The sequence below is a fragment of the Collinsella sp. SGI.033 genome (assembly GCF_050315135.1).
Lineage (GTDB): Bacteria > Actinomycetota > Coriobacteriia > Coriobacteriales > Coriobacteriaceae > Collinsella.
Genome location: NZ_JBNPOK010000015.1, coordinates 1 through 26,963 on the forward strand (window position 1 = coordinate 1; position 26,963 = coordinate 26,963).

Genomic DNA, 26,963 nt, shown 5'->3' on the forward strand with positions numbered 1-26,963 from the left:
TTGGACAGATTCGAGGCCCTAAGGTATTAAGGCAATTGCTTGGGCCTCGGTGAGCGGGCGACAGGAGACGAGCATCCACCGCCCGCAAACATGCTTTTAGAAGCCTTGAGGCTTAGAGCTGCTCGAGAGCCTCGAGAGCGGCGTGGAGCTCAGCCTTGGCGGAGTACTCGACACCCTCGTCGTTGAGCGGAGTGCGCTTGCCCAGGGCGGCAAGGAGAGCACGGATGGAGTGCTTGCGGTTCTCGGCCTCGACCCAGCACAGGGAGCGCTCGGGATCGTCCATGACCTCGTCGACGACTTCCTCGCCACGGGTGGCCGGCAGGCAGTGCATGAACTTGGAGTTGGGGCCGGCGAAGTTCATCATGTCCATGGTGACCTGATACTTGGGATAGAACACGTCCATGTAGTTCTCGCCCGAGACCTCCTCGTCGTACAGGCCATACCACACGTCGGTGTAGATGAAGTCGGCGCCCTTGATGCACTCGATGTCGTCAGAGATGACAACCGAGCCGCCGGAGACCTTGCAGTTCTCCTCGGCGATGGCCATCATCTGCTTGCCGAACTCGGCGCGCTCCTCGACGGTGCCAACGTGCAGGCCGCCGTCGGGAATCTGGTGGCCCTTAGGTCCAAACTGGACAAACTTCATGCCGACCTTGGAGGCGATGAACATGAGGGAGACGCAGACCTGGGTGGCATCGCCGATGAAGGCCAGGGTGCAGTCCTCGATCTTCTTGCCCTCGGGGAGGTTCTCGAGCATGGTCATGAGGTCGCCCATCTCCTGCGTGGGATGGTTGAACTCGGACATGCCGTTGATGACGGGCACAGCGGAGCCCTCGGCGAGGCCGACGACGTCCTTGTGACGGTCAACGCGAGCCATCATGATGTCGAGCAGCGAGCCCATAACGCGAGCGGTGTCGCCCAGGGACTCGTGACCGCCGAGCTGGATGGTGCCAGGGCCATAGAACTGAGCATGGCCGCCGAGGTCGGTCATGGCCGTCTCGAAGGAAAGACGGGTGCGGGTGGAGACCTGCTGGAAGATCATGCCAAGGCTCTGGTTGCGGAGCAGGTGCGGATAATAACCGTCAACCTTGATGGCCTTCTTCATTGCCAGGCCAAGATCCTCGATAGCCAGGATCTGCTCTTTGGTGAAGTCGTTGGTGTCGATGAAATCCTTAGGCAGTGCCATATCGATTTCCTTTCCGCCGGTCTTGCCGACTTATTAACTGTGAGGCGCTCGTACATCACACCTCGTGTTGACAAGACCATCATTCACCCGTGTGCAATTTTTACCTAGTTTATTCGGGATTAAAGACCGTTCACGGAGTTACACCCTCTATAAACCAATATAAACCCGCAGGCAGCGGGCTTGCAGGGGGTTTACCGTCTGGAACCGCGAACGGTATACGGCTATGCTGTATCAGGTCTCTAATCCGCAATGGAACGACCGGCTGAGACAAGTATACCCGTGGGAAATAGCGGGCTCCATAAGAGTTTAAATGAGGCAGGACGGTGACAAATGGACACGCTCATGTTCTTCTATACCTTAGCGATACTCGTAATCTGTATTGTGACGGCAGTGCTTTCGCTTGCCGCCTACGCCTCGTCCCATCGACGCTTCTTTATCTATGGCAGCGGCGTTTTTATTTGCTACGCCATCGAGATGACCGAGATCTTCTTTTTTGAATACACGTTGCAAAACGAGACTTTTCCGGCCAGCGACTATTACGCAATTACCATGCCTGCGTTTCGGACCCTTGTGGCGACCATTTCACAGGCTTTTATTTGGCTGATTGCCATGGACTTGCTCGATAAGCATTCAAAAAAGCAGTTCACTATCCCCGTCTTAATGTTTTTGCTGTTAGAGTCGCTGACTATCGTCGCTGTCCCCTCCGGCCCCATGCGTCAGTGGCTCTACTACACGATGCGTCAGGTATTCCTTCTCTTTGTGGGACTGTATATCTTTTGGACGGCTCATAAAAGTACGGAGGTTGAGCTGAAGGCACGCGTTAACAACCAGCGAAAGCACCTGATTATCGGCGCTATTCTGGTCGGTTGCATCGTTGCCGAAGATTTCTACAACATCCTTGTCATCCCCATGAGTCTGGCACCCTCTTGGCTGCAGCTTTATCTATCTGAGCGCAACTTTAGCGAGAACGTCTTTGCGTGCTACTTTGCGATTCTGCTGATCATCTACTCATACCACGTGCTTTCAATTCGCATGGAGAAGGCGCCCGAGGAAAAGAACGTCAACGATCTTGATCGACACATCGAAGAGCAAATGCCCTTCTATCGCAACGCCTACAGGCTCTCCAACCGCGAGGCCGAGGTTTTGCGTCTGGTTGTGCTGGGCAAGTCGAACCAAGAGATTGCTGACGAGCTATTCCTTGCCGTGGGCACCGTCAAGACCCACATCCACAACATCCTGGTCAAAACCGAGCAGCAAAACCGAACCACGCTCATCCTCCACTTTTGGAAGCGTTAACCTGCCAAAAAGGGACAGGTTTATTTTGGTAGGTTTTATCTGGGCAAACGCCAGCCGCCGCAAGAGAGCTGCCTTCCCTTGTGGCGGTCTTCTAGCAGTAAGACCAAGTGAGTAGACTTTTTGCAGGAGGTCGAGCACGGCCCAAAACGCCGCGGCTCTGACCTGCGATTTTATTGAACATTTGTCGCGATGTGCTCGGCATATCTAAATAAGTCTACTCACTTGCATCCGAGACACACCAGATAGGCAAAAAACCGCCGCGAAGGAAGGGTTACGCGGTTTTACCAAACCGCATAACGGCTCGACGCTGCAAGCGCCCCTGAGCGAGCAATCTGACGTTCAGTCGTCGGTCGCGTACAAAAGTACGCTTCCCTCCTCTTTCACGTCACCTTACTCGCTTAGGGGCGCTTTCGCTGACTTATGCTCAACCTACAATGATTCCAAACTGGATGAGTTACTCGCTGTAGCGGGTGGCTATGGCAGCTCGCACCATTCCGGCGCTCATGAGGTACGTCACCAGGAAGTAGCCACCGTATGCTGCCAGGAAGATTGCACAGGTGAGGCCCACGGTGCCGCCGATGCTCATATTTCCGAATATGCTCACCAGCTCGATAATCACCTTAAGTGCCACAAAGGAGTGCGCCAGACCCACTGCCAGCGGGAACAGGAAGAATACCGCCTGCTGCGCCATCACCGAATGGCGAATCTGGCGGTCGTCGCAGCCGATCTGTGCCAGCACACGATAGCTGCGGCTGCCGTCGGCCACGTTGGAGAGTTGCTGGATCGACAGAATCGCCGCGCATGCAACGACCAATACAAAGCCGATGTAGATGGCTAGGTAGCTAATAAGACCGTTCATTTGCGCTGCTTGCGCGTACATCTCGGAGCGTGTGATGAAGATTCCCCACGATCCCGGCTCCTTGCCGTCAACGAGCAGATTGTCGAGCACAGTGTATTTAATGCTCTCGTCTGCCTCGGTCGTATCCATCCCCTGTTTGTAGTTAACGAGCAGGCTACTGGAATACGGCTGCAGATTAAGTTGGGACAACAGTTCGTCGGCAACGACGACGGTACCCGGATTACTGCCCATCGCCGAGTTGGCGATGGCCGCCGTATCTTCGTCCGACTTATCGGTTGCGGGTTTGAGCGTATGCCCGCCCAAGGTAAGGGCATGGCCGCCGGCCATATACTTGGTGTACAGGTCGATCAGCTCACCGCCCATATCACACGTAAGCAAGTACTGGTCGCGGCCAATGCTCACCGGCTCCTCGCCCATCATCTGACGCAGCTTGTTGTACTGGCTCGCCGGCGTCACAAACAGACCTATCGCATCGGGCTTGCTGCCCCCGAACGCCTTGGGAAGCTTTTCGCCCATGGTCTTGCACATCTCACCCGCAGACACCGAAGGGCTCGAACCGCCAAACGGGTAACTTAGATACGAATCAATCTGCACATGCTCACCGGCAACATCGGCGATATTGACCTTCTTGCCGGTCTCGTCGTTGTTGTCCGCCGACTTGTCCTTACCGTGCCATGCGGGGTACAAATCGACCGTTGTATCGGCCAGCACCATGCGATCGGCCTCAGACGGATTGACATACTCTTTGTAGTAGTCGAGCGTATCGGGCGTGTAATAGACATACGTCTGCGACATATCGGCCGGCGTATAGCGCTCCAGATTCTCGTTCATCACATTGGCAATCGACATACCGCACGTCACCGAGGTGATGGCCAAAAACAGGAGCATCGCGATGACGCCCATCGAAAAGCACACCGTGTTGACCTTGGCCGCAAGCTGGCGCACGATAAACATGTTGAGGCCGCGCCAATACACGCCGCGCAGGCTCTGCAGCAGCTTGATAAGCATGCCCGAGAGTCCCCAAAACAGGGCAAAGGTACCCACGGTAACCATAGCGGTCGTAATGCCAAACTGGTTCATGGCCTCTTGCAGCTTGCTGTCCGTCGCGGTTAGCGGGAACCCATCACGTAGCAGACGGTAATAGGCCACGCCCACAAGCACCACGCCCACGGCAAAGATGGCAATCGCGATCCAGGGGTTGCGTGTCTTGATGCTCTCGTTGCGACGCTCGGCACCCATAAGCTCGATGAGTTTGGTACGACGCACGGCGCGAAGGTTCAGCAGTAGCGTGAGCACAAACATTACGAGCATGCAGGCAAGGGTCAGGTTGAACGCATGCACCGAGAAAAAGAAGTGGAAATTGGCGATCTGTGTCTTAAAGAGCGAGGCCGTAAAGAACGTCATGAGCTGGGAGAGTCCCACACCCAACACAATGCCGGCGACAAAGGCCACAACCGATACTATCACGGTCTCGAGCGCCATGATCGTGGCGACGCGCCCGCGCCCCATGCCGAGTACCTGGTACAGGCCAAACTCCTTCTTGCGGCGTTTCATGATGAAGTTATTGGCATACACCATCAAAAAGGCCATGACACCGGCCAAAAAGTACGTCAGGTAGCCGAGCATGCTGCCCATAACCTGCGCCAAGCCCTCTTCATCGATTCCGGCGATGTCGACCTGCATCGAGATGGTGTTAAAGGCATAGAAGACCGTGACGCCCAGGGTGAGCGTCAAAAGGTAGACGAGGTAGTCGCGGCCGGCGCGGCGGACGTTGCCCCAAGCGAGTTTACAGAGCATCGGAGCCCTCACCGCCCATCATGGCAACGACCTCCATAATGCGGTCGAAGAACTCGCGGCGGTCGGTGTCTCCGCGGCGCAGCTCGGTGAAGATCTTGCCGTCGCGAATAAACAGCACACGGCTCGTGTAGCTGGCGGCAAAGCTGTCGTGCGTGACCATGAGCACGGTGGCGCGCAGGCGGCGGTTAAGGGCCTCCAGGCTCTCGAGCAGCAGGCGAGCGCTCTTGGAATCGAGGGCGCCGGTGGGCTCGTCGGCCATGATCATGGTGGGGTCGGTGACGAGCGCGCGAGCCGCGGCAACGCGCTGCTGCTGACCGCCGGACATTTGGTAGGGATACTTGTCGAGCACCTGACTGATGGACAGGCGCGCTGCCACATCCTGCACGCGGGTCGAGATCTCTGCCGAGCTTGTGCGGGCGATGGTGAGCGGCAGGGCGATGTTCTCGCGTGCCGTGAGCGTATCGAGCAGGTTGGAGTCCTGGAAGATAAAGCCGAGCTCCTCGCGGCGGAACTGCGAAAGCTTAGCCTGCTTCATGCGCGTCACGTCCTGGCCGTTGATGCGGATCGTGCCACTTGTGGCACTATCGATGGTCGACACGCAGTTGAGCAACGTCGACTTGCCCGAGCCCGAAGCGCCCATGATGCCAACGAATTCGCCGCGGTTGACGGTAAAGCTGACGTCGTTGAGCGCGCGGGTCACGTTGCCCAGCGCTCCGTATACCTTTTCGAGATGCACGACTTCCAGTACCGGGGTCGCCATGTGCGTGGTTTGCATACCGAGTCCTTTCTTGCGATTAGTCTACGGCATCTATAGTCGCAAGAAGCCGAGTCGGCTACCATCGATATCGCTTACGCTTGCCTTACCGTTGCGTAAGGTAGGGGTAGTCTTTTTGGGACGGGGCTTTTTTAGCTACCCTATCCGTAGCCTTCGAAGCATGAGGCCGCATTTGACATAGGGCAGCTAAAAAAGCCCCGTCCCAAAAAGACTACCCAAATGAGCTGCCTTGTCATGTGTCGATGTTGAGAGAGGACTCCTGTTGAAGACTGTTCATGTTGCCGCTGGGATTATTCGCAAGGAAGGATCCGATGAGCTGCTTGCCGTGCAGCGCGGCTATGGCGACATGCGGGGACTTTGGGAGTTTCCCGGTGGCAAGCTCATGCGCGGCGAGACGCCCGAGGACGCCGTACGCCGCGAGCTCATAGAAGAGCTGCAGGTAAAAGTCACCAACCTGCGCGATTTCTATACCGTTGAGTACGACTACCCCGATTTTCATCTCTCCATGGAGTGCTACTACTGCTCGCTCGCCGATGACTCCGATGAGCCCCAGAAGCACGACCGCCAGCTCGATATCCGCTGGATTCCGCGCACCTCGCTTGCTACGGTGGAATGGATGCCCGCCGACAAAGGGCTTATCGATGCTCTGATTGAGCTGAAGGAAGACCGGCTTGAGGCTAACGCCGCCAACGATGCCAAGGCCACCACGTCCGACGAATCTGCCGCCAAACCCAAGCGCGCACCTAAGCGCCGCAGCAAAAAGCGTCCCAAACCAGGTCTGCTCGACGGCATCGATACCTCGGACCTCTCCGCTGACGAGCGCGAACTGGTGCGCCGTCGCGCCGCTATAAAAAAGTCCATGAAGGGCAACAAGCGCGCCAACACCAAACCCGAGCTGCTCGTTCGCCAGCGCCTGCGGGCAGCGGGCCTTACGGGATACCGTCTGGAATGGAAGGTACCCGGCAAGCCCGACATCGCCTTTCCCGGGCGCAAGATCGCCATTTTCGTCAACGGCTGCTTTTGGCATCGCTGCCCTAAGTGCAATCCGAGCCAGCCCAAGCGCAATGTTGAGTTTTGGGAGGCAAAGTTTCGCCGCAACGTCGAGCGCGACCGAGCCGCCATCGACGCGCTTACCCAAATGGGCTGGACGCCCATCACCGTCTGGGAATGTGAGCTCAAGAAAGACCGCATCGACGCCACCATGGAAAAGGTCATCGAACAGGTACGCGCCGCCGCACCGCAGCGCTAACAGCGATCAGTCACACGCTCCGCACGTCCGCGCCACATCCGAGCCGCAAACCTTAGAAAGCCCTTAAGCTCAAAACCTTTCAAGAGTGTTATTCGATACCTTTGACCTGCGGTTTCATTGTTGTAACAAACCTGATTAAGCCTTTCTTTAGCGCTTCTTTGCAGCAGCCGCGGCATAATACTGCCAACGAACGGGACCTAGCAGCACACCCCGTGCGCAACCTTTTGGTGGACATCGAGACGGAGGAAGCCCCGCAGCGCGTGCGCGCAGCGGGGCTTCCGACATGTCCGAGGACGTTCTGAGAGATAGGCCCTTTTCCGTTTCCGGACGGCCCGGTGGGATCAGAGTACCCTTGCTGTTACTCTGCTTTGCCCACAGAGTTGAGGTTGGTCATGCGGATCTTAACCAGCTCGGTGATCTCACGCATGCCCTCCTTGGCCGGCTTCTTGGGATCGAAGCAGGCGGGGTTCTCGGCCATGTAGGCCATGAAGCCCTTGGTGTAGGCCTGACGCAGCTCGGTAGCGTAGTTAACCTTGCAGATGCCGTTCTTCACAGCCTCGGCAACCTGCTCATCGGGCACACCGGAAGTGCCGTGCAGAACCAGCGGCACGTCGACGGCGTCGCGGATGGCCTTGACCACGGACTGCTCGATGTGCGGATCGCTCGTGTACACGCCGTGGCTGGTGCCAACGCCAATGGCCAGCGAGGTGCAGCCAGTGCGCTCGACGAACTCCTTGGCCTCGGCAGGATCGGTGTAGGGGCTCTCGCCCTCAACCGCGGGACCGTCGTCCTCCTTGCCGCCAACCTTGCCGAGCTCGGCCTCGACGGGCACGCCCATGGCGCGGCCAGCGTCGGCGACGGACTTGGTCAGGGCAATGTTGTCCTCGAAGGACTCGTGCGAGCCGTCGATCATGACGGAGGTGTAGCCCGTGCGGAAAGCCTGCATGCAGCGGTCATAGCCATCGCCGTGATCGAGGTGCAGAGCGACGGGCACGGAAGCGCGCTCGGCAGCGGCCTTCACCATGCCGTAGAAGTAGTCCAGACCAGCGGTCTTGATGGTGCCCGGGGTGGTCTGCATGATGACGGGGGACTTGGTCTCCTCGGCAGCGGCCAGAACGGCCATAACAAACTCGAGGTTCTCGACGTTGAACGCGCCGACGGCGTAGTGGCCGGCCTGAGCGTCCTTGAGCATCTTTTCGGTGGTAACAAGTGCCATGAGCGTTTGCTCCTCTCCCTCGCCCGCATCTGGACATCGGGCGTAGTTGTTCACAAGGCGTTTTACCTTGCGTTTTACTGCGTTCATTGTATGAAATTCAGCGGCTTTGCACGTGCGAGATATTGAGTCCATGCAGGCCAATACAGTCGTTTTTGAAAAGTAAACGGAAGGAATTGGAACCGAGTGGGCGTGTTCGATATTGTATTTTGAGCGTTTAGCGTCTTTCTTTTATAGAAAAGATAAGTAATCGAAAGGTGTTTTCTTACTCAAAAAGAAAATGAACGAAAATAGAGTCAACACAATTCCTGCAAATATAGCCGAGAATGGAGCAAACATGGCCCAAGCTACCAACCGTGCTTTTGCTGACGAGCGCCGTACCGCCATTATGGAAATACTCGAGCATAACGCCTCGGTGCAGGTAGCAGAAATCGCCCAGACCTTTGGCGTGTCCTCCGTCACCGCCCGCGCCGACCTGGACGCGCTCGCCGAAGCAGGCAAGCTGCGTCGCACACATGGTGGTGCCGTATCGCTCCACAAACGCCTGACCGTCTCCACGCAAGATCGCCGCATCAATGTCAACGTCGCCGCCAAGCAGGCCATCGCGCAAAGCGCCATCGAGCTCGTTAATGACGGCGACACGCTGCTCGTCGACTCGGGCACCACGGCGCTCGAATTCGTCCGGCTCCTCGATCAGCGCGACGGCATCACCGTTATCACGGCCGACATTACCATCGCCGATTATATTGACGAGAGCATGCCCTCGGTCGATGTCGTCATGCTGGGCGGGGCACTGCGCAAAGGTCATCGCTATCTGTACGGCCCACTTACCATGCAGGCGCTCCAAATGGTCCACGCCGACCTTGCCGTCATGTGTCCTGGCGCTTTTGTTCCCGGCTGCGGCTTTACGACCGACTTTCCGCAGATGGCCGAGACCAAAGCGGCTATGGTCGGTGCCGCCCGTCAAAGCGTCGCCCTCATGGACGCCAGTAAGGTCAACGGACGCGGCATGTACCGTTTTGCCGAGCTTGCCGACGTCGACATCATCGTGATGGACAGCGACCCCGACGCCGCCGTCGCCACCTCAATCGCCGAGGCCGCCGACAGCGCACGTCCAGCCCTCATCATCGCCGGCGCTTAAACAAAAACCACCACAAAGGTGCCTGTCCCCTTTGTGGTGGTTTTGCCCGTTAAAAGCGAAATATCGCTACTTGGAAAGCTCGTCGGCGAGGGCCTCGATCTGGGCGCGCGATGTGTCGTTGAGCGAGCCCAGGACAGTCACCTTGTTCTGCGCCAGGGTGATGTCCTTCATGCCCTCGAGCTCCTTGGTCATAACCTTGGCAGCGGCGGGCGTCCAGGAACCGGCCTCGACGAGCGCCACGGTGCGGTTCTGGTAGGCATGCTCGGCGAGCGTGTGGATAAAGGTGCTCATGAACGGGAAGATCTCGCCCTGATAGGTGATGGAGGCGAGCACCAGGCGGTCATAGCGGAACGCATCCTCAACGGCCTCGGCCATGTCGTCGCGAGCCAGGTCAAAGACGGAAACCTTCTGGCCGCGAGCCTCGAGCGCTGCGGCGAGCTCCTCGACGGCAGCCTTCAGATGTCCATACACACTCGCATAGGCAATCGTGATGCCCTCGTCCTCGGGCTGATAGCTCGACCAAGTGTTGTAGGTGTCGAGGTAATAGCCCAGATTCTCGGTAAGGACAGGACCGTGGAGCGGGCAGATGATCTGAATATCCAGATCGGCAGCCTTTTTGAGCACGGCCTGCACAAACTTGCCGAACTTACCGACGATGCCAAAGTAGTAGCGGCGAGCCTCGCAAGCCCAGCCCTCGGGATCCTCGATGTCGTTGGCGCCAAACTTGCCAAAGCCGTCGGCGCTAAAGAGCACCTTGTCGGTGGCCTCATAGGAGAAGAGCACCTCGGGCCAGTGAACATTGGGGGCGCCGATAAAGGTCAGGCTGTGGCCGCCCAGGTCGAGCACATCGCCCTCTTTGACAACCATTTTGCGCTCGGGGAAGTCGGTGCCAAAGTAGTTGACCATCATGCGGAAAGCACCCATGCTGGCCACAATCTGCGCCTGGGGATAGCGCTCCATAAAGGCGGCGATACCGGCGGAGTGATCAGGCTCCATATGATGGATGACCAGGTAGTCGGGCGTACGGCCATCGAGCGCGGCCTCGAGGTTGCCAAGCCACTCGTCGACAAAACCACCGTCGACCGAATCGGCGACAGCGATTTTATCGCCCAAGATAACGTAGCTGTTGTATGCCATACCGTTCTCGGACACATCGTACTGGCCCTCGAACAAGTCAATGTCGTGGTCGTCGACGCCAATGTAGCGGATATCCTTGGTGATCTCCATCAGACAAAGCCTCCTAGATAGACAAAATAACTTGTCTATCATAGCACTTGGCAGCATTCCAACTGTTATCTGCCGGCATCCTTACCGATTGTTATTGAAATACGATAAATCGTCGTTTACCTGCGCAAACTATGAGCGTGACATCGCCGTGCTATGTCGAATAATGAGCTGGCCGGGAATACGGATAGCAACGGTTTTGCCCGCCGTACCCGCCTCGGGAACCGCGTGCTCAAACACCTCGCGTCCACGCTGATGTAAATCAAACCGAACGGTCGTGAGCTCGTTATGCGCGACAAAGTCGTCGAGCGAATCGTCGACGCCCACCACGCTTACGTCCTCGGGCACGCGCAGGCCGCTATCACGCAACGCGGCAATCGCGCCATTTGCCATCTGATCGTTTGCCGCATAAATCGCCGTCATGGTGCGATCGTGCTCGGCCAGGTACCTGCCGGCCTCGTAGCCGCTGTTGGCAGACCAGTCGCCCTCGAGCGGCGCCTGCGGCTTAATGTGCTTATGCTCGAGCGCATCCTGCCAGCCGGCGCGACGAAATTGCTCGTCGACCGAGAACGACGGGCCGCCAATATAGCGAATTTGCTCGTGCCCCAGCTCAAACAGATGATCCATAAGCAAGAGCGAGCAGCCGTAATGGTCGGAATCGACCGTGGTCACCCGCGGGTGCGCGTACATGGTAACAATAACCGTGCCAATGCCCGGCAGCGGATCAAACGTCTCAAAATCGGGCGCCATGCGGCTCATGCCGATGATAATGCCGTCCACCGGCAGCGCAGCCATACGACGCGTGGCCTCGGCAAGCGAAAACTCCTCGGTCTTGGACATCTCGACCAGCGTGATGGCGCAATTATGCTCGCGAGCAGCGCTGGCGATGCCGTCGATCATTGAGAGGTTGCCAAACTTGGTGATATCGTTGACGCACAGACCGACCGAATGGTAACGGCCGTCGCGCAGCGAGCGGCCGGCATAACTCGGACGAAAACCGAGCTCTTGCATAGCGGCCTGCACGCGCTGGCGCGTCTGCTCGTTAACGTTGGGCAAGCCGTTGGCGACGCGCGAAACCGTCTGCTGCGAAACGCCAGCAGCGCGGGCGACGTCGGCCATGGAGACCGGACGCGTACCTGTATCGTTGGACGAGCGCCTTGCCACAGAATCACCTTCACCCTTGCGAGATCTGAATAGCGTGCATGCCGGCCCGGGCAGAAATACACCCCGCGCCGAGGCCCGCTATCGTCGGACGCATGTTAACGTACTCTACTTTTTCTATCTGTATCTCTTCTGCTTTATAAGTCCATACGGCGGTACCGTTCACGGCTGTAATTCTACCGACTACCGGATTCTCAAAAAGTGGCAAGCGATCTGTTATGAGTACGTTAACATAGCCCGTAACGTGCGGCATCGTGAACACTTGGTTCATGCCGCTTCAAGTTGTTAACGTACTCATAGCGACGCAAAACTCACCCGTGCGCGCCAAGGAAAGGACTCCCATGACCACCCCCGACGAAAAGACACTCACCATGCTCACCAAGCTGTTTGAGGAGGAGTTTGGACCCATCGGCGACCGCCAGGTGCTCTACGTGCACGCGCCCGGGCGTTCTGAGATCAGCGGCAATCACACCGATCACGAGGGCGGCCATGTTATCGCCGGCTCGCTCGATGTCGCCGTTGACGGTATCGCCGTGGCAACCGACTCCAACAAGATCCGCGTCGCCGACGAGGGCTATCCTACCTTTGAGATCACGCTCGACACGCTGGATATTCAAGAGCCCGAGAAGGGCACGTCCGCGAGCCTCGTCCGCGGTATGGCCCACGAAATCGCCGCTCTGGGCGTTGAGCCCCAGGGCTTCGACTTCGCCTTCACCTGCTCCGTCCCCTCGGGCGGCGGCCTTTCGAGCTCTGCCGCCGTCGAGGCGGCGTACGGTCGTGCCATGGAGGCGCTCTGGGGCGCACCCGCCATTGAGCCCGTCGCGCTCGCCCAGATGAGCCAGCGCACCGAGAACAACTATTACGGCAAGCCCTGCGGTCTGATGGACCAGGCCGCCGTGTGCCTGGGCGGCCTCGCCTACATGGACTTTGAGGACCAGGCTCAGCCTAAAACCCAGAAGCTCGAACTCAACTTTGAGGATCACGGCTATGCGCTCGTGCTCGTTAAGGTTGGCGCCGACCATGTGGCAGCTACCGACGACTACGCCGCCGTTCCGCGCGAGATGCAGGACATCGCCGCCGAGTTTGGCAAGACACGCCTGTGCGAGGTAAACGTGACGGATTTTGACGCCAAGCTCCCTGAGCTACGCGCCAAGCTGGGCGACCGTGCCTGCCTGCGCGCCGTTCACTACTGGTACGAGAACGGCCTGGTCGATAAGCGCTGGGCAGCCCTTAGCGCCGGCGACATCGACCAGTTCCTGGTCCTGACGCGCGAGTCCGGTGCCAGCTCCGCCATGTACCTGCAGAATGTCGTCGCCAAACTGGGCTCCGAGCAACCTTCCATGTATGCCTTGGCGCTGGCCGAGCATGTGCTCGACGGCCGCGGCGCCGTCCGCATCCACGGTGGCGGCTTTGGTGGCACCATCCAGGCCTTTGTGCCACTCGACCTAGTCGACACCTTCATCACCAAGATGAACGGCTGGCTGGGCGAGGGCTCTGCCCGCCACTACGCAATTTCTGACAAGGGGGCTTACGCGGCATGGCTGTAATGACTGATGTGCGCGAGGCCGCGCAGGGCCTGATTGAGTATGCCATCCATCGATCCATGATCGGACAGGATGACCGCATCTGGGCCTACAACACCATTCTCGAGTGCATCGGCGCCACGGGTCCTGCGCTCGACATGGCTTGGGCGATGCAGAACGAGAAGCTCTCGCTCTTGCACCCCGATACGCTCCCCAATTTTGATCTGGAGGGCACGCTTGCCGCGCTTTCCGAGGACGCCGTTGCCAACGGCGCTGCCGAGGACACGGCGTCGGGCCGTGACCGCATCGCCATGCGCATCATGGGCGCGCTCATGCCGAGGCCTTCGGTTGTAAACGAGGAGTTCAACGGACGCATGGGCGTCAACGAACCCCGCGCCGCGACCGACTGGTTCTATGGTCTGTGCTGTGACGCCGGTTACGTGCGCCGCGCCGCCATCGCGCGCAATATCAAATGGAGCACCCCCACCAACTGGGGCGACCTGGAAATCACCATTAACCTGTCGAAGCCCGAGAAGGACCCGCGCGACATTGCCGCGGCCGGCGCCGCAAAGAACACGGGCGAGAAGTATCCCGCCTGTCAACTGTGCATCGAGAACGAGGGCTACCCTGGACGCTCCGCCGCAGCCGACGGCGGCGCCCATCCCGCTCGCCAGAACCTGCGCGTTATCCCCATCCAGCTCAACGGCGAGCGCTGGGGCTTCCAGTACAGCCCGTACGCGTACTTTAATGAGCACTGCATTGCTATGAGCTCCGAGCATCGCCCGATGCACGTCGACCGTAAGGGACTGACCTGCCTGCTCGATTTTGTGGACCTGTTCCCGCACTACTTTATTGGCTCCAACGCCGACCTGCCCATCGTGGGCGGCTCGATTCTGTCGCACGACCACTTCCAGGGCGGCGCGCACGAGTTCCCCATGATGCATGCCGCCGAGGTCTCGCAGTTTAACGTGCCCGGCTTTGACCAGGTCAGCGGCACCGTGTTGCAGTGGCCGCTTTCGGTGCTGAGACTGCGCTCGCACGACCGCACCCAACTGCTCGACGCCGCCGAGAAGATTATCCTCGCCTGGCGCGAGTGGACCGATGAGTCTGTGGGCGTCATCGCGCACACAGCCGACGGCGTGGCGCATAACACTGTGACGCCCGTCATCCGCCGCGTCGACTCTCGCGGCAATGCCGGCGGCGAGATCTACGAGGCCTACCTGGCGCTTCGCTGCAACATCACAACCGACGAGCATCCGCTGGGCGTATTTCACCCGCATGCCGAGTACCACCATATTAAGAAGGAGAACATCGGCCTGATCGAGGTCATGGGCCTGGCCATTTTGCCGCCGCGCTTGGTTCCCGAGCTCGGCGCTGTCCGCGAGCACTTGCTGGCAGCCAAGGCCGATGTCAGTTACGACCTTGCCGGCGCGCTCGAGGGCGACGACCTTTGCCGCAGCCACGCCGCATGGGCCAAGGATGTCTTTGCCCGCCGTGCCGACGAGCTTACGGCCGACAACGCCATCGACATCCTGCATGAGGAGGTCGGCATGGTGTTTGGCCACGTGCTCGACAACGCCGGCGTCTTTAAATGGGACGAAGCCGGTCGCGCCGCCCAGCAGCGCTTTATCGACTCGCTGTAATGATCCCTTGGGGACGGAGGAAAACGGATCATTTCGTCTTCAAGACAACGGCGCCCGCCGGCAACATCGCCGGCGGGCGCCGTTTTTGGTGCAAGGGCAGCTAATTTGGGACGGGGCTATTTTGACTACTTTGCATCTAGAAGTAGTCAAAATAGCCCCGTCCCAAATTAGCTGCCTCTCATGAGAGTGGAAAATCTCCCACTCTAAGCCCGCTTGCGAGCCCAAAATGGGAGATTATCCACTCTCGTTTTGTTCGGTACGCCGTAACTCTAAAGTTCGGTTACCTCTACGCTGTTGTAGACCTCGTCCCAGCGGTCCATGACCAGGTGGCCGGTCTTGGGATCCATGGCGTTGAGCTTGCCGCAGGTATTGGCGGTCTTGAGCACCGTGACGTCGTCGGCACCAGCAGCAATGGCATGCGCAAAACCGGCGATGGTCGAGTCACCGGAACCCGTCGCGTTCACAGCCGCAATCGCGGGCGTCTTGGCGCGGAACGCGCGACCCTCATGGAAGCCAACCGAACCGGCAGCGCCCATCGAAACGACAACCCAGGGGATACCGGCAAAACGGTCATCGGCGGCAAGCGCCTCGCGCAGGGCATCGACATCATCGGTCGTAAAGGACGTACCCAGCAGGCCGTTAATCTCGGTCAGGTTGGGCTTTACGAGCTCAGGCTTAGCGTCGGACTCCAGCGCGGCCTCCAGCGATGCACCCGAAGTGTCGAGCAGCACCTTGGCACCCGCCTCCTCGGCGATCTTGACGAGCTCGGCATAGTAGCCGGCATCGACGCCACGCGGCAGCGAGCCCGAAAGCGTCACAACGTCCGCCTTCGCTGCAAGCTCGGCAAACTTGGCCGTAAAGGCCTCGAGCTCGGCCGGAGCGATCTGCGGGCCGCTCTCCAGCAGCTCGGTCTGATTACCCTCGTGCAGAATATTCAGGCAAATGCGCGTCTCACCGGCGATGGGCACAAAGTCGTTCTTGACGCCGTCGGCATCCATAAGCTCGGCCATATAGGCACCCATGTGTCCGCCGAGCAGACCGGTCGCGAGCACATCGTCGCCCAACTGCAGCAGCACACGGCTCACGTTGAGGCCCTTGCCGCCAGCGGTCTTTTCGGGCGTCACGCGGTTAACATCGTCGATGATCAGCTTGTCGAGCTGATAGCGCGTATCAATCGACGGGTTCATGGTAACGGTCAGAATCATATTGAACTCCTGTTTCCGGGGCACGACACGCGCGACCCCAAACATACGATAGCTCGTTAAAGGATCTCGATCTCAAAGCCGCGGGTGACGGTCTCCCCCGGCTTGGCCACCAGGCAGCCGCGCTTGTGCTCCAGAATATCGTCCTCGTCGGAGCAGGTGGACAGGCCGCCCCACGGTTCCACGGCCACAAAGTCACCCTCGGGCTTGCTCCACACAATCAGGTACGGCATATCGGGGAACGTCAGGCGCACGCCCTTGTCCTCGGTCTTCTTGGTCAGCGTAACCACGCGGCTCTCGAGCACGTCAAAGATGGTCTCCGCGAAGTCAAAGAGTTCGTGGGTCAGCGGCAGGTCATGGCCAACCATCGGGTTCTTGCTGCGATGCTCAACATCAATCAGGCCCGTCGAGGGAACGGCAGTGCAGAGGTCGGTGGCCTCACGCTGCTCAAAACGAAGCTCGTAGTCGTCATAGGACTCGCCCTCGTCGAGCGGGCACTTAAAGCCGGGGTGACCGCCCACAAAGAACGGCATGTCCTCGGTGCCCTCATTGGTCACCTCGTACGACACGTCAACCTTTTCCGAATCGATCGTGTAACGAGCAACGATCTTAAACGGATACGGGTACTGCTCGAGCAACTCGGCATGGTCGGCAGAGCTTAAGCTCAGCGCAACCATGTTGTCGCTCTGTTCCTCGAGCTTCCACTCCTGCTTGCGCGCAAAGCCGTGGCGGGCGAGCTTTACCTCGCGGCCGCCCATGGTCATTGCGTGGCCGTCACGAAGGCCACCGCAGATCGGGAAGCAAATGGGGGCCTGGCCCGACCAGACTGCCGGATCACCCTGCCACAGGTACTCACGGCCGTTGGCCGCAATAGAAGTGAACGACCCGCCCGCCGTGCTCAGTGCCACGCGGATAGAACCGTTATCAAGAACAAACTCCATAGGAGCCTTCCCTTTCTTACGACAGCCCACCAAGTCAATAGGGCTGATAGAAAACCGGCCCGCGCCCCCTCACAGAAACGCGAGCCGTCAATTGAAAAGCTGCAGAATGCCGGGTACCGCCAAGAGCGAAGCACTCAAGCCAAGCAAGCAAACGTGTTATCGGAGCAGCTTACTGAACCAGAAAGCTTCGCAACAACAGCGGTAACCCCACAGGTGCCCCCAACGTCAGCGAGCGGCGATCAGGTGCCCCAGGTCGCCGCGAAAGAGGAGCGACGCGTACTTCATGTACGCGAGCGACGGTTTGAGTGGCGAGATGGGGTGCCTGGGCGTCGCGCAGCGTCGACCCGTTACGCGGTTTGGCAAAACCGCGTAACCCCACTAGTCGTGGTATTCGCCGCGGTCCCACTTCTCCAGGAACTCATCAAAGAAGTGCGGGTCAGTCTGAGCCTCGGCGTCGGCCTTATTGCAAGCATCGATCTTGGCGATCAGGGCATCGTGCTCGGGGGTCTTCTCGTAAGGCTCCTCCAGGAAGGCAAGCATGATGTCGGCCATCAGGAACTCGCCGGTGATCTTGCCGCCAAAGCCCACGATGTTGGCGTTGAGCTCGCGACGGGCATACAGGGCAGAGGTCATGTCGCGAACCAGGGCACAGCGGGCGCCGGGAACCTTGTTGACGGCGTTGGTGATGCCGATGCCGGTGCCGCACAGGGCCACGCCAAAGTCGGCCTTGCCGCTGGCAACAGCCTCGCCCACGGCCTTGCCGTAGATGGGATAGTGCGTACGGGTGTGGCTGTAGGTGCCGCAGTCGAGCACCTTGTAGCCAGCCTGCTCCAGGCGGTCGGCCAGATAGATCTTCTCGTCCGTAACGATATGGTCGCAACCGATTGCGATGGTCTTCTTCATCAGAACGTCCTTTCGTCTGAATTCACAAGTTGAGATAGAAGTTCGAGTTCTCGGTGGCTCTCGTTAGGCCATCTTGTTGAGCATGTCGACACGGATCTGGTGACGACCGCCGGCGTACTGTGCACGCAGGAACTCGCGGGCGATCTTCTTGGCGACCTCGGTGCCCACAACGCCCGGGCCCATGGTGACCATGCGTGAGCCGTTGTGCTCGCGGGTCATGTAGGCGGAACGCTCGTCGGAAATGTTAGCGACGACCATGCCCTTGATCTTGACGGCGGCCATATAGGAGCCGACACCGTACTTATCGAATGCGAAGCCCTGGGAATCCTTGTGCTCCAGCAGGTCCTTGGCAACGGCGGTCGCGGAATCGACAAAGTCCGCGGCAGGGGTCTCGGAATAGTCGACGACCTCGTGACCATCGGCGATGAGCATCTCCTTGATGGACTCCTTCATCGACATACCGTCGGCATCGGAAGCGATTACAACCCTCATGACATCCTCCTTGAGAGATACGCAGGTGCGTTGTTTCTGTTTGGAAGTGTTGAATCGCGTTCAGGTCCGGGCATCTGAATGTGCGATTCTTCACTGTTCATGTTTATTTGAACACATTCGAACACTAACTGCAACAACTATTTGTTTATCTTTGTTCTTTTTTGAACAAATACCGTTCACGGATGATTGCTGACCGTTTGGACCGGGCGCGGGCGTAGCGACCATGTGTTCAACAAACAAAAGGGCGGCCGAGAACGTGTCTCGGCCGCCCTTCGGCGGTATTCCCCGGTATATACAGCTGTTTTAGCTACTAGGACTGCCCGCCCTTCTTGGCATGCTTGGACGGAGTGCCCAGAAAGCGGCCCGTCAAATAATTCGTCGGACCGGAAATATCAATCCCCAGCAGTGTGTGCCCCAGCCACAAAAACGCCGCGAGCACCAGCAATGGGATAACGCACGAGGTCACTATCATCACAATGACGCCTTCGATCAGATCGGTCACCTGCTGCACAATTTCATCGGTCATCTGCTTGGCGCCGCTGGTCACCGTCGTGACAAGACCCGAGGCACCGTCGGCAAGCTGTTCAAGCACGTTCTTGGACTCTGCGGACTCAGTCTTTTTCTTGTTTGCTTTGGAGCTATCGCTATCTGCCGCACTCGCAGCGTCAGTCGCCTTTTGCTCGGCCGCCTCGATGCTCACTCGATACGTTTCATCAACCTTCTGCGACACCCATACGCTCGCGGGCACCAACACCATGCTAATGATGGCGACCACCAGCACACGCGTTGCCACGCGACGAATGACCGTGCTCGTGCTCCAGCGTCCGTGAATGCCAAGCGACGCTGCAAAGAGCACTAGCGCAAACGGGATCAGGATGCCCAGGCCAACCGACCACAAAATCGTGAGTAAATATTTCTCTAGGTATAGCACGGCAAGCACGATACCAAGATTACCCGAAAGCTGTGCGAGCTGCTCGGCAACCGGCGTTCCCGTATCGCCCGGCAGCGCAGTGATACCCGCAGATAGGGCGACGCACGAGGTCGTGAGCGCCAATACATTGCCCTTCTTTTGATCGATGACCTCGATGGTGGAGTCCCAAGTCTTGGTATCGGCAAAATGCGGACGAGCCACAAACCCCGACAGCAGCGCCAGTACCACAAGCGCAACGATGAGGCCAATCTGCAGTTTTTTGTTTGCGCACACGACATCGGATAGGCTGGGCTGCAGCTCGGTCACCGTTGTTTGCTCGGTTATCTGGACAGGACGCCCATGAGCCATCTCGCTCGCGTCTCTCTTTTGAATCGATCCGTTGTCCGGCATTTGGATACCTCCTCATTCCGGCCTGTATTGCGGATGGAAGTATACCCACCCAGCGAAAAACCGAACGGCAAGAGGCGCAACAGACTGCTGCATGGCCTGCCCGCCATGAAATGGGCCCATCTACTACGTTTAACCGCCTATCTCCGACCATGCCCCGTGGCGTAAAAACAAAACCACAGGTAGAACGCTTGCAGTTTTTCATGAAACGCAGGTGTGTTCGGGGGTATCGGGTTAAACGTAGTAGATGCGCCAGTTTCGTGGCGACGCTGCCAACCGATCCCCTGGGGACGGAGGAGAACGGATCATTTTGGGCCGTCAGCCCCTATTTCACCGCAACTTGGAGGAGGACAGAAAAAGCCCTGCTGCGGGTAGCGGCAGGACTTTTGGAAGGGGCTTGGTTGTGAGGGCTCGTTAGGCGAGCTTGGCCTCGAGCTCGGCGATGCGCTTGTAGGCATCGATGGTAAAGCGGGCCTGCTTCTCCAAGATCATAGTGGTCATGAGGGTGTCCTGAGCGTGAGCCATGATGAAGGTCATCTCCATCTCGCCGCCGCCGGCCTCCTGCGAAAGCAGCTTGGTCTGCGTGTCGTGGGCGCCGATAAGTGCATCGCTGGCATCCTTGTGCAGCTGTTCGGCCTTCTCAAAGTCACCCTCGCGAGCAGCATCGAGCGCTGCAAGCAGATCGGTCTGGGCGTCACCTGCGTATGCGACAATCTCGAATCCAACCATCGAGATTTCTTCTTTGGTTGCCATATTGCGTTCCTTTCACATATGAACCAATGGAGAGCATCGCGTCCGGGCATACGCGCTGCGCTGTGTATGACAGAAACAATAACATTCAAACAAAAAAGAACAATACAAAACGTAATTTCGAGCTATGAACGGTCACTTTTAACCCGCGAACGGTTTCCAAACCATTTCGAACAATATCAAACATGATTAACGGAAACCCAAACAGGACCGCGCCCTAACGCAAATCGCGCACCGTATCGCCCTCTACGAGCACGCCGGGGATCAGCATGTGCTCCACGCCAGACGCAACTCCCTCGGCGCCGGCGATCTTGTCGACTGCCCACATGCCGACACGCTTGTTGTCAAAGCGCACGGTGGTCAGGCGACGATCGGGCACGATGTCGCCCAGACTATCATCAACCCCCACCACGCTCACGTCCTCGGGCACACGCCTTCCGCGCGACTCGAGTCCGCGAATGCAGCCGTAGGCCATGGCGTCATTGGAGGCATAGATGGCAGTACAGGTCGGATCGTCCGCCAGAGCCTGGCCTGCGGCATATCCACTCTGCGCCGTCCAGTCGCCACGGATGAGTCGCGGCAGCTCAATACCATGCGAGCGCAATGTCTCGCGCCAGCCCTCCTCGCGCTGCATGCCCGAAAGCGAGCGTTCGGGACACGAGATAAAGTGCACGGTCTTGTGCCCCTGCCCCAGCAAGTACTCGACAACCTGGCGCGAACAATCGAACTGATCGTTATCGACCGTCGAGCACAGCGGGTGCTCCAGCATGGTAACGAGCACCGTCTGCATACCAGGCAGCGGCTCAAAGGTGCCAAAGTCCGCCGGCATGCGATTCATGATCACGACCATGCCATCCACCGGCAGTGCGCTCATGCGCGACGATGCGCTCTCGAGGGTATACGGATGTCCATCTACTTTAGTGAGGGTAATGGCGTAGCCGTGCTTATCGGCGGCGGCGGCAAAGCCCTCCATACGGTCGAGGTTGCCGGTACCGGTAATGTTGAACATGGCGACGCCGACGGTCTTAAACTTGCCGCGGCGCAGCGATCGACCGGCAAAATTGGGGCGATACCCCAGCTCGCGCATGGCGGCACGCACGCGCTCCTTGGTCTCGGGGCGCACGCTGGGCGAATCGTGGACGGTGCGCGAGACCGTCTGTTCTGAGACGCCCGCGAGGAGCGCCACATCCTTAACGGAAACCGATTTTTTAACAGCGGCCATAGGTCGATCTTTCTATGTCAACGATGCCATTGGTGGCACCCTACGCAGTCAAATGAAACATCTTCAAGTATATCTAACGCCTCCCCCACCATACGCTCACCACCCAAAACCTACCGTTCACCGACATTTTTGCTTCCCCGAACGGCTTTTATCGCCCAAATGTTAACGTTGCCATTGCGCAAACACAGAGCCACCGGGCGGCTCAAACGTTTACGCGCAAGAAATCGACGGTCCGCAGGCACAGGGGCCATCGGTTCGCGTCTTATTTTGTGTCACAAAATGGCAACGTCAACATTTTGGCAACCAAACGTCAAAAGCTACCATCGTTGCTAACCCACCGACTCTTAGGAGCTTTGCATGGAGCAACTCATCGCCACCATCGAAAAGGGCCAGCCCTTTTTCAACGCGATCGCCCGCAACAAGTACCTCAAGGCGATCCGCGACGGTTTTATCTCCGTCATCCCCATCATCATCTTCTCGTCCATCTTTTGCCTGGTAGCCTCGGTCCCCAACATCTGGGGTTTCTACTGGCCCGATGACATCAACAACGCCCTGTGGAAGTGCTACAACTACTCCATGGGCATCCTGGCCATCGCCTGCGCCGCTACCACGGCCAAGCATTTCGCCGACGCCCAGAACCGCGATCTGCCCAAGAATAACCAGATCAACTTTATCTCGTGCATGTGCGCGGCCATCATCGGCTTCTTGCTCCTTTCGAGCGACACCATCGCCACGGATGCCGCCAGTGGCTTCAACACCACCTACCTTGGTTCCAAGGGCCTGCTGACCGCCTTCATCGCTGCGTTTGTGACCGGCATCATCTACAAGTTCTTTATCAAGCGCAACATCACCGTCAAGATGCCCGAGCAGGTTCCGCCCAACATCTCGCAGACCTTTAAGGACATCATCCCCTTCTCCGTCTGCATCACCGTCTTTTGGGTCTTTGACATCGTCTTCCGCGCTGCCTTTGGCTTCTGCTTTGCCCAGGGCGTCATCCAGGTGTTCCAGCCCCTGTTCACCGCTGCCGACGGCTACATCGGCCTTGCTGTGATTTACGGCGCCATGAGCCTGTTCTGGTTCGTGGGCGTCCACGGCCCCTCGATCGTCGAGCCCGCCATCGCCGCCGCCCTCGTTGCCAACATGACCGACAACCTGGCTGCGTTCCAGGCCGGCCAGCACGCTTCCGCTGTCCTGACCCAGGGTGCCCAGTACTTCGTCGTCTGCATGGGCGGCACCGGCGCCACGCTCGTCCTGGTCTTTATGTTCTGCTTCCTGGCCAAGTCCCAGGAGATGCGCGCTGTCGGTAAGGCCGCCATCGTCCCCGTGTGCTTTGCCGTCAACGAGCCGCTGCTGTTCGCCGCGCCTATCGTGCTCAACCCCGTCTTCTTTGTCCCGTTTGTCTTTGCCCCGATCGCCAACATCTGGATCCTCAAGATCTTTATCGACTTCTTGGGCATGAACGGCTTTATGTACACCCTGCCTTGGACCGTCCCCGGCCCCATCGGCACCATCATGGGCCTGGGCTTCCAGCCGCTCGCCTTTGTGATGCTCGCCCTTATCCTGGTCGTCGACTTCGTTCTGTACTATCCGTTCTTCCGTGCCTATGACGCCCAGAAGTGCGCCGAGGAGGCCGAGATTTCCCAGGAGGAGCTCGCCGCCAAGAACGCCGAGAAGGCCGCCAAGCTCAACGATGCCTTCCAGGGCAAGGCCGACGCCAAGAGCGTTGCCGCCGGCGCTGCTGCCGAGGCCGTGGAAGCCGGCGCTCCCGCCGCTTCCGCAGCACCCGCTGCCGAGGCAACGGCCACCAGCGACCTCAACGGCAAACGCGTGCTCGTGCTCTGCCAGGGTGGCGGTACCTCGGGCCTGCTCGCCAACGCGCTGGCCAAGGCCGCCAAGGAGCGCGGCATCAATCTTGAAACCGCTGCCGAGGCCTATGGCAACCACGTGGACATGCTCCCCGACTTCGATCTGGTCGTCCTGGCCCCGCAAGCCGCAAGCTACCTGGCCGACCTGCAGAAGGACTGCGAGCGCGTGGGCAACAAGTGCGTCGCCTGCCGCGGTAAGCAGTACATTGAGCTTTCCCAGAACGGCGATAAGTCTCTCGCCTTCGTAAGCGAGCAACTCTCGAAGTAAGTAACGCACAGGGCCAGCCGACCATCCAAGACCGGCTGGCCCTTCGCTTTAGACGATTGGATCATCATGTCCGTTAACCCTGCTAGCGTCACCAACCCGCCTGCGCAGTTTCCCGAGGACTTTGTCTTTGGCGGCGCCACTGCTGCCTACCAGGTAGAGGGCGAGACCCGCACCCACGGTAAAGGCAAGGTTGCCTGGGACGACTTCCTGGAGGCCCAGGGGCGCTTTTCCCCCGATCCCGCTTCGGACTTCTACAACCAGTACCCCGTCGATCTGGAGCTGTGCGAGGAGTTCGGCATCAACGGCATTCGCCTCTCCATTGCCTGGAGCCGCATCTTCCCCAACGGCACCGGCGAGATCAACCCTGAGGGCGTGCAGTTCTACCACGATCTCTTCGCCGAGTGCCACAAGCACCACGTTGAGCCGTTTGTCACGCTGCATCACTTCGACACGCCGCTTGCCCTCTTTGAGAAGGGCGACTTCCTCAACCGCGAGACCATCGATGCCTTTGTGGACTTTGCCACCTTCTGCTTTAAGGAGTACGCCGACCAGGTGACCTACTGGTTCACCTTTAACGAGATCTGGGCCGATGCCTCCAACACCTACATCGAGGGCACCTTCCCCGGCGGCGTCAAGGCGCATCTGGCCGAGGCTTTCCAGTGCGAGCACAACATGATGCTCGCCCACGCCAAGGCCGTACTGGCCTTCCACAACGGCGGTTTTAAGGGCAAGATCGGCGTCATTCAGTCGTTGGAGTTTAAGTATCCGCTCAACGAGAACGACCCCGCCGACATCAAAGCCGCCAACAACGAGCACGTGTTGCAGAACCAGTTCTTGCTCGACGCCACCTTCCGCGGCGACTACGCGCCCGACACCCTCGAGTGCGCCAACCGTCTGGCTGCCGTCTCGGGCGGCACCATCGAGATCCTGGACGAGGACCTCGAGATTATGCGCGAGGCCGCGCTCTACAACGACTATCTGGGCGTCAACAACTACCAGTGCCGCTTCTTGAAGGCTTACGACGGCGAGAACGACCTGCACCACAACGGTACGGGCGAGAAGGGCACCGGCCGCTGGCGCGTTAAGGGTATTGGCGAGCACGTGAACAAGCCTGGCATCCCCACCACCGACTGGGACTGGATCATCTATCCCGAGGGCCTGTTCGATCTGCTCGTCTACATTAAGCAGCGCTACCCCAACTACAAGCAGATCTTCATTACAGAAAACGGCATGGGCTACAAGGACCCCTACAAGGACGGTTTTGTGGACGACCAGCCGCGCATCGACTACATCGAGCAGCACTTGCGCTGGCTGCTCAAGGCCATGGAGGTGGGCGTCAACGTGGGCGGCTACTTCCTGTGGAGTCTGCAGGATCAGTTCTCCTGGACCAATGGTTACAACAAGCGCTATGGCTTCTTCTACGTTGACTTTGAAACCCAGAAGCGCACGCCCAAGGCAAGCGCCTACTGGTACAAGCACGTGGCGCAGACCCGTCGTCTGGACTAGCGGCTGGCGACCAGCGGAATTGCCCCGCTCACATAACCTGTCCCCATTTCTCAGCCGGGGGTGGCACGTCACACGGCGCGCCGCCCCCGGCCTTTTGTTTTTGTTCGGCTGGGGGGCCGTTTGTCTCGATCTGTAACATCTAGCCGAGTTTTTGGTCCGTAGCTGTTACAAATCAAGACAAACCGGGAAGACGGGGCCGTTTGTCTAAATCTGTAACACTAAAACCGGTTTTGGACGTCTGGTTGTTACAGATTGAGATAAACGCACAGGACAATCCTCTCAATCTCGATCTGTAACATCTAGCCGAGTATTTCGGTCCTACCTGTTACAGATTGAGATGAACGAGCTGAGCACGTCTACGCCCGCAGGTCTTTCACGCTGGAACGCTCGATCAGCACGCCCGACACAAGCGTGCGGCTTCTGGAGCTCGGAGCCTCAAGGCCTGCGACGACCTCGTTAAGTGCACGGATGCCCAGCTCGCGGTGGCGAAACTTCACCGACGTCAGAATCGAGTTGGGAATCGTCTTGTAGAGCTCATCGTCGAAGCCGATCACGGACACGTCGTCGGGCACACTGAGCCCTTTGTCACGTAGAGCCATCATAACGCCGTTTGCCATGCAGTCGTTAGCAGCGAGGACCGCCGTGCAATCGGGTTTATCGGCAAGCACAAGGCCCGCGGCATAGCCACTATCCGCATTCCAATCACCTTGCAGAGGCTCGGGCGGCTCAATGCCACGCGTCTCGAGTGCTGCACGCCAACCTTTCATACGGCACTGGCTCGACAGCGACTCTTTTTTACCAGAAACGAAATACACGTTCTTGTGCCCGCGATTTAAGAAGTACTCGCACGCCATGCGCGCACCACCCTCTTGATCGTCACTAACGGTAGAGCAGGTAGGATGTTCCATCGGCGTGATAATCACCGTCTTGAGGTCTTTCGGCGCCTCAAAGGTATCAAAGTCATCGACCATTTGACGCAGGTTGAAGATCATGCCGTCGACGGGAAGCTGCGACATCCTGCGCGCCGCTTCGGCAAGGGTCATCTTCTCCCCCGCCCGCTTTTTGATCATCGTGAGCGCAAAGCCTCGCTCTTCGGCTGCATCGGCGATTCCGTCAATCATGTCCACGGCGCCGCCCGACAAGTGGAACATCACCACGCCGATGCACCCGTAACGGCCCAACTTGAGTGAACGCGCGGCAAAGTTCGCCCGGAACCCAAGCGCCTCCATGGCAGCATGGACCCTATCGCGCGTCGACTCGCGCACGCTATCGGGCTCGTTGATCACACGCGAAACCGTCTTGAGAGAAACACCCGCGGCAATCGCCACATCGTTCATCGAAACATTCTTCTTGTCCATCGTTGCCACTGCTTCTCCACTCGGTTCTCTATCGCTTGTTTTTTGCGTTCTAGCATACACTACCTGCCCGA

21 protein-coding genes are annotated in these 26,963 nt (G+C 58.6%); 7 read left to right on the plus strand and 14 right to left on the minus strand.

What is annotated here, in order from left to right; genetic code table 11:
* Window positions 1-112 precede the first annotated feature (112 nt).
* Window positions 113-1,186: a putrescine carbamoyltransferase gene (ptcA, locus tag ACQRC0_RS05870; protein WP_427728553.1), complete on the minus strand. Its 1,074-nt coding sequence runs from the start codon at window positions 1,184-1,186 to the stop codon at window positions 113-115.
* A gap of 330 nt (window positions 1,187-1,516) precedes the next feature.
* On the opposite strand from ptcA, the gene ACQRC0_RS05875 reads away from it, so the two are divergent.
* On the plus strand, window positions 1,517-2,482 hold the full coding sequence (locus ACQRC0_RS05875) for a response regulator transcription factor (RefSeq protein ID WP_427728556.1): 966 nt from the start codon (window positions 1,517-1,519) through the stop codon (window positions 2,480-2,482).
* A gap of 454 nt (window positions 2,483-2,936) precedes the next feature.
* Here ACQRC0_RS05875 and ACQRC0_RS05880 read toward each other — a convergent pair whose 3' ends face one another.
* Both ACQRC0_RS05880 and ACQRC0_RS05885 read right to left on the minus strand, forming a co-directional pair.
* The gene (locus ACQRC0_RS05880; protein ID WP_427728559.1) at window positions 2,937-5,138 is read right to left on the minus strand and encodes an FtsX-like permease family protein; all 2,202 of its coding nucleotides are present in this window, start codon (window positions 5,136-5,138) and stop codon (window positions 2,937-2,939) included.
* Complete coding sequence (locus tag ACQRC0_RS05885) at window positions 5,128-5,913, minus strand: ABC transporter ATP-binding protein (RefSeq protein ID WP_427728561.1); 786 nt, start codon at window positions 5,911-5,913, stop codon at window positions 5,128-5,130. The genes ACQRC0_RS05880 and ACQRC0_RS05885 overlap by 11 nt, the downstream gene beginning before the upstream one ends.
* Window positions 5,914-6,175: 262 nt before the next feature.
* On the opposite strand from ACQRC0_RS05885, the gene vsr reads away from it, so the two are divergent.
* Complete coding sequence (gene vsr, locus ACQRC0_RS05890) at window positions 6,176-7,162, plus strand: DNA mismatch endonuclease Vsr (RefSeq protein WP_427728564.1); 987 nt, start codon at window positions 6,176-6,178, stop codon at window positions 7,160-7,162.
* Between the two features lie 358 nt (window positions 7,163-7,520).
* Here vsr and ACQRC0_RS05895 read toward each other — a convergent pair whose 3' ends face one another.
* Entirely contained in the window at window positions 7,521-8,378 is an 858-nt protein-coding gene (locus tag ACQRC0_RS05895; protein WP_022095149.1) for a class II fructose-bisphosphate aldolase, read from the minus strand.
* Window positions 8,379-8,712: 334 nt separating this feature from the next.
* Between ACQRC0_RS05895 and ACQRC0_RS05900 the strand changes: the two genes are divergently transcribed.
* A complete protein-coding gene (locus ACQRC0_RS05900) occupies window positions 8,713-9,516 on the plus strand; it encodes a DeoR/GlpR family DNA-binding transcription regulator (RefSeq protein WP_427728567.1) in 804 nt (267 codons plus the stop codon).
* A gap of 66 nt (window positions 9,517-9,582) precedes the next feature.
* On the opposite strand, the gene ACQRC0_RS05905 is transcribed toward ACQRC0_RS05900, so the two are convergent.
* On the minus strand, window positions 9,583-10,743 hold the full coding sequence (locus ACQRC0_RS05905) for an FprA family A-type flavoprotein (protein ID WP_427728570.1): 1,161 nt from the start codon (window positions 10,741-10,743) through the stop codon (window positions 9,583-9,585).
* A gap of 129 nt (window positions 10,744-10,872) precedes the next feature.
* A complete protein-coding gene (locus ACQRC0_RS05910) occupies window positions 10,873-11,859 on the minus strand; it encodes a LacI family DNA-binding transcriptional regulator (protein ID WP_427728619.1) in 987 nt (328 codons plus the stop codon).
* 383 nt (window positions 11,860-12,242) lie between these two features.
* Here ACQRC0_RS05910 and ACQRC0_RS05915 point away from each other — a divergent pair, with 383 nt between their 5' ends.
* Window positions 12,243-13,448 (plus strand): galactokinase, encoded by a 1,206-nt coding sequence (locus ACQRC0_RS05915; protein ID WP_427728572.1) that lies wholly within the window; start codon window positions 12,243-12,245, stop codon window positions 13,446-13,448.
* Window positions 13,439-15,067, plus strand: a complete 1,629-nt coding sequence (locus ACQRC0_RS05920; protein ID WP_427728575.1) for a UDP-glucose--hexose-1-phosphate uridylyltransferase — start codon at window positions 13,439-13,441, stop codon at window positions 15,065-15,067. The genes ACQRC0_RS05915 and ACQRC0_RS05920 overlap by 10 nt, the downstream gene beginning before the upstream one ends.
* 269 nt (window positions 15,068-15,336) lie before the next feature.
* Here ACQRC0_RS05920 and ACQRC0_RS05925 read toward each other — a convergent pair whose 3' ends face one another.
* The 7 genes from ACQRC0_RS05925 to ACQRC0_RS05955 all read right to left on the minus strand — a co-directional run bounded on the left by ACQRC0_RS05925 (window position 15,337) and on the right by ACQRC0_RS05955 (window position 21,895).
* The gene (locus ACQRC0_RS05925; RefSeq protein ID WP_195535118.1) at window positions 15,337-16,272 is read right to left on the minus strand and encodes a hexose kinase; all 936 of its coding nucleotides are present in this window, start codon (window positions 16,270-16,272) and stop codon (window positions 15,337-15,339) included.
* A gap of 56 nt (window positions 16,273-16,328) precedes the next feature.
* Window positions 16,329-17,210, minus strand: coding sequence for an aldose 1-epimerase family protein (locus ACQRC0_RS05930; RefSeq protein WP_427728578.1), 882 nt, complete (start codon window positions 17,208-17,210; stop codon window positions 16,329-16,331).
* A gap of 378 nt (window positions 17,211-17,588) precedes the next feature.
* Window positions 17,589-18,113, minus strand: a complete 525-nt coding sequence (gene lacB / locus ACQRC0_RS05935; RefSeq protein ID WP_196032983.1) for a galactose-6-phosphate isomerase subunit LacB — start codon at window positions 18,111-18,113, stop codon at window positions 17,589-17,591.
* 63 nt (window positions 18,114-18,176) lie between these two features.
* The gene (gene lacA / locus ACQRC0_RS05940; RefSeq protein ID WP_006234830.1) at window positions 18,177-18,605 is read right to left on the minus strand and encodes a galactose-6-phosphate isomerase subunit LacA; all 429 of its coding nucleotides are present in this window, start codon (window positions 18,603-18,605) and stop codon (window positions 18,177-18,179) included.
* 310 nt (window positions 18,606-18,915) lie between these two features.
* Window positions 18,916-19,926 (minus strand): hypothetical protein, encoded by a 1,011-nt coding sequence (locus ACQRC0_RS05945; RefSeq protein ID WP_427728581.1) that lies wholly within the window; start codon window positions 19,924-19,926, stop codon window positions 18,916-18,918.
* 411 nt (window positions 19,927-20,337) lie between these two features.
* Window positions 20,338-20,676, minus strand: a complete 339-nt coding sequence (locus tag ACQRC0_RS05950) for a PTS lactose/cellobiose transporter subunit IIA (RefSeq protein ID WP_055252615.1) — start codon at window positions 20,674-20,676, stop codon at window positions 20,338-20,340.
* A gap of 214 nt (window positions 20,677-20,890) precedes the next feature.
* On the minus strand, window positions 20,891-21,895 hold the full coding sequence (locus tag ACQRC0_RS05955) for a LacI family DNA-binding transcriptional regulator (protein WP_427728584.1): 1,005 nt from the start codon (window positions 21,893-21,895) through the stop codon (window positions 20,891-20,893).
* 357 nt (window positions 21,896-22,252) lie between these two features.
* Between ACQRC0_RS05955 and ACQRC0_RS05960 the strand changes: the two genes are divergently transcribed.
* Together ACQRC0_RS05960 and lacG are read left to right on the plus strand one after the other, a co-directional pair.
* The gene (locus ACQRC0_RS05960) at window positions 22,253-24,028 is read left to right on the plus strand and encodes a lactose/cellobiose PTS transporter subunit IIB (protein WP_427728585.1); all 1,776 of its coding nucleotides are present in this window, start codon (window positions 22,253-22,255) and stop codon (window positions 24,026-24,028) included.
* A 66-nt stretch (window positions 24,029-24,094) separates the two neighbouring features.
* Entirely contained in the window at window positions 24,095-25,534 is a 1,440-nt protein-coding gene (gene lacG, locus ACQRC0_RS05965) for a 6-phospho-beta-galactosidase (protein WP_154514977.1), read from the plus strand.
* 356 nt (window positions 25,535-25,890) lie between these two features.
* Here lacG and ACQRC0_RS05970 read toward each other — a convergent pair whose 3' ends face one another.
* Entirely contained in the window at window positions 25,891-26,892 is a 1,002-nt protein-coding gene (locus tag ACQRC0_RS05970) for a LacI family DNA-binding transcriptional regulator (protein ID WP_427728588.1), read from the minus strand.
* Window positions 26,893-26,963 lie beyond the last annotated feature (71 nt).